Source organism: Paenibacillus sp. 1011MAR3C5, assembly GCF_003591485.1.
In the GTDB taxonomy this organism is placed as follows: domain Bacteria; phylum Bacillota; class Bacilli; order Paenibacillales; family Paenibacillaceae; genus Pristimantibacillus.
Map to the genome: position 1 here is coordinate 597,832 of NZ_QZCF01000003.1, position 14,456 is coordinate 612,287.

Consider the following 14,456-nt stretch of genomic DNA (forward strand, 5'->3'; position numbering starts at 1 on the left):
TGAAGGTCTGTGAACTAGAGTACTATATTTTTTAGGACTACTCAGTTCTTGAATCAATATTCATAATAATAACAACGCAATTCAGATTTCGGAAAATACGATTTGTTTTTTCGTTTATCAGAAAAAATAGAACTATTATACTATTAATATCATTAGATAGTCCTATTTTATGTATTTAAGAAGCATTTGAGAGGGAGTTGAGATTTGCTGTGGCTTTAACGTTTGAATTTGAAACGGAGAAGGTTATACAGCCCTGGCGGACAATAACATCTTTAGATACCACGCTGTTAAAGAATTGGGCTAAGCAACGACTGGACGATGCACATCATTACAACATGCAATCTAACATGAAAGAAAGATTAAAAGAGGATGTACTAAAGCAATACGTTAAGAGTAGTGAAATATTAATAAGTGTGGCTAACAGGCATTGTGAAAGCACAGTGTCCGGTATGTTTAAATCAGTTTTATTCATTCTAACTTCTGCTGAAGGCATTGTTTTATCCGTTTCCGGCCCTCAGGAGCTTGTTAATACCCTGAATCGAAATCACAATTTAGGACCAGGCTCCGTTTTTACCATACAAAATGCAGGATTGAACGCAATAAGCATCTCCATAGAATTAATGGACTGGGTATATTTAACCGGGGCTGAACATGACTTTAAACTGTTCAAGGAATGGGATTGTTTTTGTAGTCCTGTTAGACAAAATGGCGAAATTATCGGTTATTTGGATATGTCATTTTCGGTTCAAGAAGATCATCTCTTATTGGCAGGGCTTTTCGCTTTTACGCTTAAAAGCATTGAAGAGGAATTAGGGAAACAAGATCAACAGAAATCGATCTACGAGCATTTTCAAACCTATCGACTTTCGCCAAGAGAAAAAGAAATTGGATATTTTTGGCTAAAAAATTATGGTGCATTACGGATTGCTAGTGAACTAGGTTTAACAGAGGGAACTGTTAGAAATGTGGTTAAAAAAATATATCGAAAAACAGAAGTATCTGACAAGGGTCAATTTATTAGGAAGTTTCTAAATGGACTTATTTAGTATTTTCATTGGGAATGATTCTTACCCAAGTGAGAGTTGGTCATATATCCTATTTGGGACATATACCTTAAAGTTGAGTTGTGTTAATTTTTATATAACTTCAAAATTAACACAAATTATCCGATCTCTAACAGATATCTTTTGCAGCCAAATCTGTCATGATCATTTGAGATATACCTGGTTGAGGATTCATTAACTCTGAAGTGGATGACTAACGATATCTCGAGTCTTGTGAGGGGAGAATTACATAACTTATGATAATAGTGGAAACGGGAAGAGAATTTAAAATTGAGAATGTGTTGTCGCTTAGAAAAAAAATGACACAACAAGAAATACAACAGGAAATGATGAATATTGGTAAACTCCTTGAGCAGAACGGTCTCAAAAAAAATGGTCCGATTGTAACGGCTACCTTTACAATTGAGCAGTCAAATGAACAACAACTATTAGATATGGAGATTTTGGTTCCTCTAGACAAGCCTGCGAAATTGCATGGTATATATAAATTTAAAGATGTCTTTCACCTCGTGAATGCAGTTTATGCTAGACATGAGGGCAATCCCAATACGTTACAGAATACATATAACGAGATAGATCAATATACTAGGGAAAATGCTTTGCAACTGATAACAGTAGCATACAATGTAAATATTGTTGAACTACATCCTGGGCAATCCATGGATGATATGATTGTAGATGTTTATATTGGAGTGAATCCATCAATTTTATAGTTAATGATTTTAGTTGTAAATCCTTGATACATAGTTCAAAGTGTTATGTCTCTATCTATCAGGATTACAATTGAAATAAAAAAATAAAGAAAATATTAAGGAGGATTTAAATGACAAATGCACTGGTAATGAAGAATAGTCATTTTGTTGAGTTGACAAGTGACGAAATGATGTTTGTGGATGGAGGGAATATTTGGAAGGGTCTTGCGGGAGCAGCAGGAGCAATCTTAATTGGAGCTGCTCCCTTGGGAGGAATACTTGCGGGAATTGGTGGAAGCGTTGTAGGTACACCTGTAGTAGGGGTAGCTGCAGGGATTGGTACAGCAGCTACTATGGTGAGTTACGGCGCAAACTTGTTAGATTATGCGACAAAAAAATAATTTCAATTAAGAAAGGATGAAGGATATGGAACTATCTATTTCTCATGGTTTTGTTGAATTAAATGAATTCACGCTTTTCGATGTAAATGCAGGTAGTGTTTGGGGCGTTATTGGTGGTATAGCGACGGTAGTTGCAGGCGTAGCGGGTGTTGTTGGTGGTGCAGCATTATTCGCTGCTCCTGAGCCTACAATGGCTACAAAATATGCAGGTGCTGCCTCAATAGGACTTGGGGTAGGGGCTATTGCTGCAGGTGTTTCACAGATTGCATCGAACTTAAAGTAATTAATCCTGAGTTGTTTTGATTGTGCAAGAAGGAATTCATTATGAATTCCTTCTTTCACAATTTTTAATTGAACATTAAGTATTTCGAGAATAATTGGATATCTGTTCTGAGGGAGGTAACAAGGGTAATGGAAAAAAAAATTAAAGCTTATAAATTCTCCATGTTAGCATCTGGTATATTGACAATTGTATTGTTAGTTAACTTCTTATCCTTTAAAAGAAACTTAGATGGAGTATTGTTTATTATAGGTGTTTTTACACTTATTTTCACTTTTGTTTGTTACAAAATAGATACGAAAAATCGAGAAAAATAACTGAAGCGTATTTGAAGCTGTTCCTGCCCGCATCATTGCAGAACCGTGAAGGCTTGCGTCACATCGCTGACGACATGCTGTGCCCATAACGGCATCGCAACTCAGTAGATAGCATAAGCAAGTCGATTCCGAACTATTGCGACAGGTATTCTAACGATTGGCCAAGCTTGTCATGTTTCGCCATGGTGCTGTGCCTCACCGTTACAAGCTTAAAATCATCGACTCGACTACCGTGACCTTGTGTTTGCAGAAGTTCAAGCGGGCCTAATTTCGAAAACAAAAGTCACGGAAGTTAAGAAAACGACCAAACCCAATTGTATGAACTCCTTTATGCCGAGGTCAACCAGATTTGGATTTCTCTGATTCATTTTGCTTGCTCATGCTGATGACAAATCTACATAAATCAACCAAATGGAAGGACTACCTATAAGGGCTGTCTGTCCTTTTTCATTTCACCTTAAAATATTTTCCGAAAATTCGTTCACTTCAAGTTATGAGGTTTTATGCAACGCTAATGATCCAGAATAGGATTCTGTAAACTTATATGATAGATTTTGATATTAAGGAGTACATCAAGTTGCAGATAATAAAAAAGTTTTATTGCATTAAACAACAAGACATAAAGGATTGCGGTGCAGCATGTCTTGGAACTATATCACGTCAATATGGACTTAAATATCCAATATCGAAAATTCGTGAAATTGCAGGAACAGACAAACAGGGCACTAACGCATATGGTCTGATCAAAGCAGCGGAGCAATTAGGTTTCACTGCGAAAGGGGTCAAAGGCAATCAGGAAGCCTTCTTCGAGGAGTTTCCGTTGCCTGCTATTGCCCATGTTGTTATTGATGGTATGCTGCTTCACTATGTCGTCATTCATAAAATATCAAAAAAAGAAGTCCTTATAGCCGATCCGGCGAATGGACTTGTTAAGTATTCACCCGAAGTTTTTTTTCAAGTTTGGACGGGTGTACTGATTCTCATGGTACCAACGCCTCAGTTTCGCAAAGGCAACGAAACTCAAGGTTTGTTTTCGCGGTTCTTCGGTCTACTTCTGCCTCAAAAGAGAATGATCTTAGGCATCTTTTTGGCATCATTACTTTTTACGATTCTAGGTATTCTTGGAGCCTTCTATTTTCAATTCCTTCTGGATGAGATATTGCCGTACAGTCTAGAAAAAACGCTGCATATACTTTCTATCGGGATAATAGTCTTATATTTATTTAAAGTTCTGCTAAACGCTTTTCGATCTCATTTAATGTTATTTCTAAGCCAGAAGCTGGACATTTCGCTCATTCTTGGTTATTACCACCATGTATTAAAGCTTCCGATGAGCTTTTTTGGTGCAAGGAAGACAGGCGAAATAATCTCAAGGCTAATGGATGCTTCGAAAGTTAGGGATGCAATTTCAAGTGCAACATTAACAATAATGATCGATGTACTTATGGTAATTGCAGGAGGATTTATTCTTTATTCTCAAAGCGCTCTATTGTTTGGCGTAACGCTTTTACTTATTCCTTTATATATTGCATTAGTTTGGGGCTTTCACAAACCCTTCGATCGTCTAAATAGAGAACAAATGGAGAAGAATGCTCAACTTACGTCCTATATAGTTGAATCAATAGATGGAATCGAGACAGTCAAGGCGTATCATGCAGAGTCGAAAGCTAATTTTGAAACAGAGAGGAAGTTTGTGAGCTTTCTGAAGTCTGTCTTCAAATTTGGCATATTTAATAACGTGCAGGGATCGCTGAAAGGTCTTGTACAGTCTATTGGCGGCGTTGTTATTTTGTGGGTAGGGGCCGTACAGGTTATAGAGGGCAACATGTCGATGGGACAGCTCATCACATACAATGCATTGCTAGCTTACTTCTTGGACCCTATTCAAAATTTAATTAATCTCCAGCCTACTTTGCAGACTGCTGTTGTTGCAGCAGATAGACTTGGTGAAATTCTGGACCTCGAGACGGAGAAGAGCGAGCAAGAAGATAAGAAGCTTCAGCCAACCAGCTTAAAAGGGGATATTCGTCTACAACATGTAGACTTCCGATATGGAACTCGTGCATTAACGCTTCAGTCGATCGACATGACAATTCAACAAGGCGAGAAGATCGCTTTTGTAGGTGAAAGCGGGTCCGGCAAAACTACGTTGATTAAGCTGCTTATGCAATTTTATCAACATGAGAAAGGCGATATCTTAATCAACGATCACAACATCCGAGATATTCATCTAGATTCCTTAAGGGAAAGGATTGCGTATATTCCGCAGGACACCTTCTTCTTCAGCGGAACGATTCGTGAGAATTTATGCCTTGGCGTAGATGAGTCGATTGATTTTGAACGAATTGTAGATGCCTGCAAGATGGCGCAAGCCCATGAGTTTATTAATAGCTTTCCGCTTCGCTATCAGACAATGCTGGAAGAGAATGCAACCAATATCTCCGGCGGGCAGAAGCAAAGACTTGCGATAGCGAGGGCGATTCTCAAAAAACCGGATATTCTGGTTATGGATGAAGCAACAAGCAATCTGGATTCCATTACAGAGAAAGCTGTCTCAGAAACGATTAATGGTTTTGAGAATCTGACGACGATTATTATCGCCCATCGACTAAGTACGATTATGCGTTGTGATCGAATATATGTGATGGATCAGGGGCGTATTCTTGAGCAAGGTACGCATGCGCAGCTCCTGGCTGTTAAAGGGAAATATTACGAGCTGTGGAAAGATCAACTGCCAGGCCTGGATCAATCCCCTGCCAATGAACTGAAATTTGTGGTTGGGGTAGGTGAAGGATAGCGTATGCGAGCAGTCATAAGAGAAATGTCCGAGATGACGGACAGCAGAGAGATTATGGAGGCCAGGACCAATCCAGCGATCACCATTTTTATAAGTGTCGTGTTGTTTTTGCTAGTTGCAGGTTTGACCTGGTCTTTTATTGGTGAAATTGACGAAGTAGCAAAGGCATCCGGTATAGTCCGTCCTAATGAAAAAGTAAGCAACATACAAACCACAGCTACTGGAACGATTGAAACCATTCACGTGAAGGAAGGCCAGATGATCGAACAAGGCGCTTTGATTATTAGTTTCGAACATGAAAGCCTGGAATTGGATCTGAAAAACAAGGGTTTAGAGTTGACAAAGCTGCAACAAGAAACACTTTTTCTACAACGTTATAAGGAAAGTGTAGTGGGTCATGTTAACTTATTTAATAAGTCCATTTCAGATGAAGATTTTTATTACCATTTGGTTGAACAATACCTTCTGGAGTATTCACAAAAGGAAATAGATTTTCAAAATAGCAAGCGTCAGATCGAGCAGGCCAAAGGCGAGTCATTGCTGGCCAATGAAAACGTAGCGCTTAATAGGAGATCAAGTAATCAAAAGAATGCTCAAAGTAAATCCGAATATAATCGGAATATTGAGCAGTTGGAAAAGGATCTTGAAGCTGAAAAACAGCTCAAACAATCTATCGAGAATAAGAAAAATGTTATTCCGGGTGCAGATTTGCTAAGAACCGAACGCTTTAATCAATTTATGCTTCGACTCGAACAGTTGAATACTACCGTTCGTGAGAATGAAACCAAGCTAGCACAATCCATTGAACTGGGAGAAAGATTTGTATCCAAATCACAGTTGGAGACAGAGAAAGCTCAGGTTGAGGCAGCCAAGCTGCAGCTATCGCAATTCGAGCAAGAGTCCCTATTAGGCGTTCAAAGCCGGATAGAAGAATATGAAACAAAGTTGAAGGAAGCCCGTCGCGCCTTGGCACAATTGAATGCTGAAGATTCGCCAACTGTGTTGGAGCAGGAAGCTCTTCAGCTTGAAGAAGAAAAGCTGCGCGATCAGTACCAAAGCCTGGAGACGCAAAGTGAAGGCATAGAGCAAAAAACGGCAATTGATCTTGAAAAGTTTAGACTGGATAGGATTGTACAAATTGGAGCAGCAATTGATGAGAAGGAGAAGTCTCTAAAAGCGCTTCAGGACCAGGTTGAGCAATTGAAGTTAGCCATTGATAAGCAAAGCATACATGCTCCAATATCGGGTATCGTCCATGTGTTGAAAGAGTTGAATACTGGCGACATTGTACAACCCGGAGAGCCGTTGCTGTCCATCATTCCTGTCAATGAATCCATGTATAAAATGAGCATCGCCGTTCCTAATCATGAGATTGGACAGATCGTCGTAGGCCAAAACGTCGATATGAACTTCCACGCTTTTCCTAAACAGAGCTTTGGTTCCTTGACAGGAACAGTAAACTCTATTAGTACAGATTCTATCGTTCAACAGGATGGCAGAAGCTACTATAGTGTGGAAGCTTCCATAGCGAATGAGCCTTTAGTTAATCGTAAAGGAGAGAGTGGAGAGATACGGGTTGGTATGACTGCCGAGGCTTATGTCATAACCGATTCAAAGAAGATCATTCACTTCTTGTTAGAAAAAATCAATTTAAAAGAATAGGAGGGGAATGCAATAGAAGCTTGGACTCATAAATATCAAAGGATAAAGCTCGGTTTCATCCTGGCGCTGATATTCATTTCTTGCTCAATCTTTCCTTCTCCTATTCTTGCAGTAGACAACGATAATAAATCTAGTGAAATTATTTTGACAAGGGAGAAGATATTCGAATTGGCCGCCAAAAATTACACTGCCGCGCAACAACAGCACCTGGAAATACAACTGGAAGCTGCGCAGTTAAGGCATGTAGAGGCACAACGCAAAGCGATTGGCAGCTATGAAAATCCTCTAGTCCAGAAGCTCCCTGCTACATTGGAAGAGCTCAGATTGCTGGTACCAGGTTACGAACAGCTTACGGAGCAGGAGAAGGCGGAGATCGATTCCTTGCTCGTCATACAAGGTATGATTAATGCATCTATGAATCAAATGATAGAAGCACAGGCTCAGTATCAATATACTGCTGGCGTTCAGCAATGGCGAATGCAGATCGACGCACTAGACAGTCAAATAAGTGACAGCTCCTACCGATTGACAATATCGAAGCTGGAGAAGGAGCGCATTACACTACTCGTACAATTTTATGCCATGCAAAGTTACTATCAGCTTGTGCAGATTCAATTAGAAAAAGATATGGCAATGCTAGATATCCAAGCCGTTAAGACAGAAGAAAGAGATACGATTAAGCTATATCAGGCAGGACGTTCAACGCAAATTGATGTAGATCTTGCGAAGAAGCTTGTAAAAGATTATGAGCAAAACGTAAAGAGGCTGACAGAACAGTACGAAAGCAGACTGCAATTGTTTCGAAAGGAGTTGGGGCTTGATCAAAGTGACAAGCTTGTTCTGCTTTCCTATGATCAGATGAAGCTTGATAAGCTTTCTGTTGAATCAAAGATTGAACTTAAAAAACAGTTTGATCATCAAAAAGCAGAAGAGGCTATTCGTCATGCCAAAGCACAGCATGAGGTGGCCAACATGGACAATCCTCTATTAGCGGACTATTTGAAGACGGTGATGGTAGTAGAGACAGAACGAAAAACAGCGATAGATCAATTGCTGGAACAAAAAATGGTTATTTTAGATTCGGAGAAGGATCAGATCGAATCTCAACTAGCTGAGATTGAATCTGAACTAAGTGAGCTTAAACGTCAGCAAAAGGATTATCAGAAGCTGCTCGCAAACGGTCAAGTTACAATTAAGCAAGTGGAAGAAGTAGCGTACAAGCTTAAGAGGCTTGAGATTAATCATAAGAAATTACAGATTGACGATTCGATCTGGAATGAAAAAAAACGTATAGCAGTTCTGGGTGTTTTGTTGTGAAATATTCAAATTTTATTATATAAGAGATGTAGGTATTTCATATAAAATGTGGTATATTTTCCTTTGTGTGCATCAGAATCTATGATAAATATATCGAAGGAGTGGTAGTTTTGAAGAAGAAATGGACCTCGCTATTGGCTGCCTTTGTCATGGTTTTTGTACTGGCGACAGGCGTGCAGGCACAAGGCAACACCGCAACCGCAAGCGAAGCAGTAAAAGTATGGATTAACGATGAGGAAGTTCAATTTGGCGCGAATGCTCCGGTTGAAGTAGACGGAACAACACTGGTTCCAGTAAGAGCTGTACTGGAGGCGCTTGGCTACACGCTGGTTTGGGATGAAGCCAAGCAAGTTGTGATTGCCGAAAAGTATGGCTTCTCGATTGCGCTTCAGATCGGCAATCCAGTCGGAGCCGTTAATGGTGCCTCTAAGGAACTGACGGCTGCTCCTCAAATTCTAAAAGGATCGACGTATGTTCCGGTTGCTTTCATCAGTGAGGCTATTGGTTACGAGCTGAAATGGGACGCTGCTAATCGTTCCGTACTATTAACCAAGGAAGCTAGCAAAGGTTATCTATGGAAGGTAGAGAAGGACGGCGTAGAAGTCCATCTTATGGGTTCGATCCATGTAGGCGATCCGAACTTGTATCCATTGCGTGATGAAGTTGAGCAAGCTTTCGACGATTCCGATCATTTGGTGGTTGAAGTAGATGTGACCAAGGCTGGAGAAGAGTCGGTTCAAAAAGAAATTGCAGCTATTCAGGTATACGCCGACGGCACAACATTAAAGGATCACATCTCGGCAGATACATATACTCGCGTTCAATCCTTTTTGAAAGATCTAGGATTAGAATTGAATGCTTATGATACCTTTAAACCTTGGTCTGTGAATCTGGATATGTCCAATTATGCATCGGCAACTGCTGGATACCAAGGCGGAATTGGCATTGATATGTATTATTTGAATAGAGCTCTAGCATCTAACAAGCCGGTATTGGAATTGGAGTCATTTACTTCGCAGTTGCAAGTATTCGATAGCTTTTCGAAGGAATTGCAAGAGTCGCAGTTGAACGAAACCTTAGACGGTATCTTCGGCGTGAAGGAAACGACAGAACCTACTTTGAACGCTCTGGCCGATCTGTGGATTCAAGGTGATGATGCTGGCTTGGAAGCGCTGGTTGCAGAGCTGCATAAAGAAGAGGAGTTTTACGAGAAGCTGGTGAAGAATCGCCATGCAGGCATGCTGGAGAAAATCGAAGGCTACCTGAATAACGAGAAAAAAGAGTCGTACTTCGTCGTAGCCGGATATCTTCATATGCTTGGCGAGGATGGCTTGATTACACTGCTTAAAGAAAAGGGATATACCGTTACACGCATCTAATGCAAGATAAAGCATTGAAGTACGTCTGAAAGAAACGTAGCATCAAATTCAGAGAGGCAGTCCTTAAATGGACTGTCTCTCTTTCTTGAAAAACAATGTAGCTATTCGCCCCTTGCGTCCCTCCACATCCTTCCTATATAATGGAACCTAATTCTAACGACTGCAGGAGGACCTCCACCGATGAATTAATGACACGTGATAACCTGAAGAACAACTTGTTGAAGATAACAAGCGGCTAGCTCGCACTTATGCGAGAGTCGGTCAGGGGATACGTGTGTCATTTTGGGGAGCTGCGAGTTAGATCGGTTGCATGGAATCATTCGTAAACATTTTTTCTGCCTGGATGCAGATTAGTGTGATGCGTTTGTTTTGTGCGAGCCTGATATCCCCCGCGTATTTCAGACCGTGTGCCGCGCGCCACGGTTTTTTTATTTTTTTCGCAGATGCGGAGGGATGTATATATGCTATTGGTTAAAGTACAGCAAGCAGCAAAGGATTGGGACGGCGAGATGTTGTTCAAGGACGTCAGCTTTGATATACGAGAGGGAGAGCGGCTTGCCTTATTCGGGAGAAACGGAGTCGGCAAGACAACTTTATTGCATGCCATCACAGGGCGAATCGCTCTTGATGAAGGACAGATTCAGCGCCTCCTATCACTAGAGCAATGGGGATGGCTGGATCAGCAGCCGGGGCAAGCTGCCCATCTATCTCTGATGGACACGGTACTCAACAGCTCCTGCCCGGAGCGCTACCAGCTTAAACAAGAGCTTGAAGCTTGTATGAATAAGATGGGTGCAGGCGTGACGGATGCGGAGGAGCTTGAGAGGTACAGTTCGCTTATGGAAAGATATACATTCGACGGATATGAGTGGGAGCGAAGAGCGGAGCTGGCGCTTCGCCAGCTTCAGCTCGGCCCGGAGCACTGGGCTCAGCCGTATGCCAGTCTGAGCGGCGGGCAGAAGACGAAAGCGCAGCTTGCCGCCTTGCTGCTGAAGGAACCGAAGCTGCTGCTGCTCGATGAGCCGACCAACCATCTGGACTCGGCATCGCTATTATGGCTGGAGGAGTGGGTCGTCTCGTATAAAGGGACGATTGTCTACGTATCGCATGATCGGATGTTCATTGACCGTACCGCTACTGCGGTAATTGAACTGACTAAAGAGAGCGCTAAGAGGTATGAAGGCGGTTATTCGGATTATAGGAGAGCGAAGGATGTAGAGCTGCGCACAATCGAGGCACAGCATAAGAAGCAGGAGCTGGAGCGGGAGAAGCTGCTGGAGAGCATTCGCATGTATGCTCAGTGGTTTCAACAGGCTCATAAAGCCGCAGGTCAGAATGACTTCCTAAGATCAAAATCGAAAAAGAACGTCTCCAGGCTTCATGCCAAGGAATCTGCACTGCAGCGGCTTGATGCGGAAGGCGTTCAGAAGCCGCGCGAGGCAGCACAGCTTTATATGCGGCTGGAATCAGAAGCATTCGAAGCGGCCCATGTGATCCGCATGGAAGGAATCAGCTTTGCTTATTCAGACAGCAGGCCCCTGCTGACGCAGTTCAACATGAATGTAAGCAGAGGCGAGCGCGTAGCGATCATTGGCCCGAACGGAGCAGGCAAGTCTACGTTAGCCAAGCTGGCGATCGGCAGCTTGAAAGCTTCCGAGGGCGCGGTGATTCGGCATCCGCATGCAAAGATTGGCTATTTCGAGCAAGAGCTGAGCCGCATGGATGCAGGTCAGACACTGCTGGATAGCCTGCTGGACCTGCCGGGTATGACTCAGTCACATGCACGAACGATACTGGCTTGCTTCTTGTTTCGCAAGGAAGAAGTGTTTAAGCGCATTGGCGATTTGAGCATGGGCGAGAAATGCCGCGTCGCATTCCTGCGATTGTTTTTCGGCAAATGCAATATGCTGGTGTTGGATGAGCCGACCAACTATTTGGACATCGATACAAGGGAGAGGGTCGAGGAAGCGCTGAGACAATATCCGGGTACGGTGCTGCTGATCACACATGACCGGTATTTGACGAAGAGGCTGGCAACGTCACTTGTCGTTATGGATGGCATGTCCGAGCCGCATGTATTCGCCGGAACCTTCGATGAATATGAATCCAGCCAACGGCTTAGAGCCATGTCCGCTGAGCAATTGCAAATCCAGTATGAGCGCGACAAGCTGAAGCTTCGGTTAACACAGCTTATGGGGATGGAGAAGCTGAAGTCTGAGGAAGATGATCGCAGCCTGATGCTGGAGATCAGGAGCGTCAAGCTTCAGTTGAAACAATTGGGTGATTCAACGGATTACGCAGATTGATAAAGGAATAGATAAGTCCAAGGGGCTCTCCCAACCATCTAATCTTTCAACAGCCGGTATAAATGGTCCACAGAGCGCATAGCATATTCCTGTCTGACCAGTTTGCCGTTGCGAAGCACGATCAGGCAAGGAACGCTGCCGATACGCCATTGCTCTCGTAATCGGGGAGTAAAGTTGATGTTAGTCTTATATAGCGGATAATCGATACCAGCCGCTTCGGCAATCTCCAGCATACGCTCCGCGACTTTGCAGGTGCCGCACATGGGTGTCGTGAACAGGATAGCTGCCCGGCTGATATCGGCGTGATTCAATTGGAGAAGTTCCTTCTCGGCAAGCTCTTGAAGTGGCAATTTGTGCTGCTCCTTTCCGGTAACGGTTCGTGTTTTCCCATCATAACAAATTTTTTGTTTTTTTTCGAAAAAAAGTGGAACCTAATGAAACGTTGTCCCGTATAGATTACATGTGCAACACAAATCCATGAACTTTATATACTCCAAAGGGGAGTAGCTCATACAGTAAAGTCGTCATGACGAGAATAACCTTCTCCGGCTTTATTGGCAGCGCAGGAAGCATGCGTTGTTTGCGAGACCTTTGTCTAGTGGTATTTACACTTAGGCAGAGGTCTTTTTGTGTTCATGGACTCGTGAGGTTAGGGAATAACTAATTGTAGGAGGAATGGTTATGGATTTTGGATTATTGCTGGAGTATGGGTGGGTACTGCTCGTACTCATTGCGCTGGAAGGTTTGCTTGCAGCGGATAATGCGCTAGTGCTCGCTATTATGGTGAAGCACTTGCCGGAGAAGGAGCGGAAGAAAGCACTGTTCTATGGACTTGCGGGCGCGTTTGTATTCCGATTCGCTTCTTTGTTCGCGATTTCATTCCTCGTTGACGTATGGCAAGTGCAAGCAATTGGCGCGTTGTACCTGTTATTTATTGCACTCAATCATATTTTCCGAAAGCTTATTGTCAAAAAAGGCGAGGATTCAGCGGATAAGAATGCGGGCAAGGAACCGAAGAAAAGCGGTTTTTGGATGACGGTATTCAAGGTCGAGGTTGCCGATATCGCATTTGCGATTGACTCGATTCTAGCAGCCGTTGCGCTCGCGGTTGCATTGCCGACAACGAATCTGCCGAAGATCGGCGGCATGGACGGCGGACATTTCATCGTCATCTTCCTTGGCGGATTTATCGGACTTCTTATTATGCGTTTTGCGGCAACCTTGTTTGTCAAGCTGCTGGAGAGCAGACCTGGACTTGAGATCGCAGCATTCTGTATCGTCGGCTGGGTGGGCGTCAAGCTGGCTGTCCATACGCTCGCGCATCCGTCCATCCATGTGATCTCGCATGACTTTGCAGAGTCGACGGGCTGGAAGCTGACGTTCTATGCGGTTCTGATTCTCATCGCGGTCGTGGGCTGGTTTTTATCCGGAAGTAAAGACAAGGAATCGGTCAAAGCGGTATAATGGAATCCACTTAAAGGGTAGTGGAGGAGATCTCGGTTGGCACAGTTATATTACAAATACGGGACGATGAACAGCGGCAAATCGTTCGAGATCATTAAAGTAGCGCATAACTATGAGGAACAGGGCAAGCCGGTGCTTATCTATTCGCCCGCTGTCGGCGCCAGAGAAAACGTCTACCGCGTCGGCTCGCGTGTCGGCTTCGAGCGTGAGGCGATTCCGGTAGAGGAGTCGACGAATCTGTTCGACAATGTGAAGGAGCAGGTGGCTGCTTCCGGCCGCATCTACTGCGTACTGATTGATGAAGCGCAATTCCTGATGCGGCATCATATTCTGGAGCTGACGCGCGTTGTAGACGAGCTGAATATCCCGGTGATGGCCTTTGGCCTCAAGAACGACTTTCGGAATCAGTTGTTTGAAGGCAGCTACAATCTGCTGGTGCATGCGGACAAAATCGAAGAGATCAAAACGATCTGCTGGTATTGCGACCGCAAGGCGACGATGGTCATCCGGTTCCGCGACGGGCAGCCAGTCAACTCCGGGGAGCAGATTCAGATCGGCGGCAACGAGGATTACAAGCCCGTATGCCGAAGATGCTATAATCAGGCGTTCCAAAATTCGAATCACTAGCATTTCGCAAAAATGGTACAGGTCATCATAAAAATGAAGCCTATTTAAGACCCTCCTTTCAATTTTATACTTGTAGAGAATCCCGAATTTTGTCCTTGCCCATCTACAGCTGGACAAGCACGGGAGAACCTACAAGGGTTGAGGAGGGTT

General features: G+C 43.3%; 12 protein-coding genes. 11 read left to right on the forward strand and 1 reads right to left on the reverse strand.

Annotated elements, in window-relative coordinates:
• The first annotated feature begins 209 nt into the window (after positions 1–209).
• The 9 genes from D3P07_RS12400 (at position 210) to abc-f (ending at position 12,215) form a co-directional block, all read left to right on the forward strand.
• Positions 210–1,046: a helix-turn-helix transcriptional regulator gene (locus D3P07_RS12400; protein ID WP_119800525.1), complete on the forward strand. Its 837-nt coding sequence runs from the start codon at positions 210–212 to the stop codon at positions 1,044–1,046.
• 254 nt (positions 1,047–1,300) lie between these two features.
• Positions 1,301–1,777 carry a hypothetical protein gene (locus D3P07_RS12405; protein ID WP_220482020.1) on the forward strand — a complete coding sequence of 159 codons (477 nt, stop codon included), beginning with the start codon at positions 1,301–1,303 and terminating at the stop codon, positions 1,775–1,777.
• Positions 1,778–1,887: 110 nt separating this feature from the next.
• Positions 1,888–2,157 carry a hypothetical protein gene (locus D3P07_RS12410; protein ID WP_119800526.1) on the forward strand — a complete coding sequence of 90 codons (270 nt, stop codon included), beginning with the start codon at positions 1,888–1,890 and terminating at the stop codon, positions 2,155–2,157.
• Positions 2,158–2,182: 25 nt separating this feature from the next.
• Positions 2,183–2,440: a hypothetical protein gene (locus D3P07_RS12415; protein ID WP_119800527.1), complete on the forward strand. Its 258-nt coding sequence runs from the start codon at positions 2,183–2,185 to the stop codon at positions 2,438–2,440.
• Between the two features lie 891 nt (positions 2,441–3,331).
• Positions 3,332–5,551, forward strand: a complete 2,220-nt coding sequence (locus D3P07_RS12425; RefSeq protein ID WP_259391469.1) for a peptidase domain-containing ABC transporter — start codon at positions 3,332–3,334, stop codon at positions 5,549–5,551.
• Positions 5,552–5,584: 33 nt separating this feature from the next.
• Positions 5,585–7,213 (forward strand): beta-barrel domain-containing protein, encoded by a 1,629-nt coding sequence (locus D3P07_RS12430; RefSeq protein ID WP_182914290.1) that lies wholly within the window; start codon positions 5,585–5,587, stop codon positions 7,211–7,213.
• Between the two features lie 168 nt (positions 7,214–7,381).
• On the forward strand, positions 7,382–8,530 hold the full coding sequence (locus D3P07_RS12435; RefSeq protein WP_119800531.1) for a hypothetical protein: 1,149 nt from the start codon (positions 7,382–7,384) through the stop codon (positions 8,528–8,530).
• 110 nt (positions 8,531–8,640) lie between these two features.
• Positions 8,641–9,909 carry a TraB/GumN family protein gene (locus D3P07_RS12440; RefSeq protein ID WP_119800532.1) on the forward strand — a complete coding sequence of 423 codons (1,269 nt, stop codon included), beginning with the start codon at positions 8,641–8,643 and terminating at the stop codon, positions 9,907–9,909.
• A gap of 461 nt (positions 9,910–10,370) precedes the next feature.
• Positions 10,371–12,215, forward strand: a complete 1,845-nt coding sequence (gene abc-f, locus D3P07_RS12445) for a ribosomal protection-like ABC-F family protein (RefSeq protein ID WP_119800533.1) — start codon at positions 10,371–10,373, stop codon at positions 12,213–12,215.
• Positions 12,216–12,253: 38 nt separating this feature from the next.
• On the opposite strand, the gene D3P07_RS12450 is transcribed toward abc-f, so the two are convergent.
• Positions 12,254–12,565, reverse strand: a complete 312-nt coding sequence (locus tag D3P07_RS12450) for a thioredoxin family protein (RefSeq protein WP_119800534.1) — start codon at positions 12,563–12,565, stop codon at positions 12,254–12,256.
• Positions 12,566–12,896: 331 nt separating this feature from the next.
• Between D3P07_RS12450 and D3P07_RS12455 the strand changes: the two genes are divergently transcribed.
• Positions 12,897–13,679: a TerC family protein gene (locus D3P07_RS12455; protein ID WP_119800535.1), complete on the forward strand. Its 783-nt coding sequence runs from the start codon at positions 12,897–12,899 to the stop codon at positions 13,677–13,679.
• Between the two features lie 36 nt (positions 13,680–13,715).
• Positions 13,716–14,306 (forward strand): thymidine kinase, encoded by a 591-nt coding sequence (locus D3P07_RS12460; protein WP_119800536.1) that lies wholly within the window; start codon positions 13,716–13,718, stop codon positions 14,304–14,306.
• Positions 14,307–14,456: the final 150 nt, after the last annotated feature.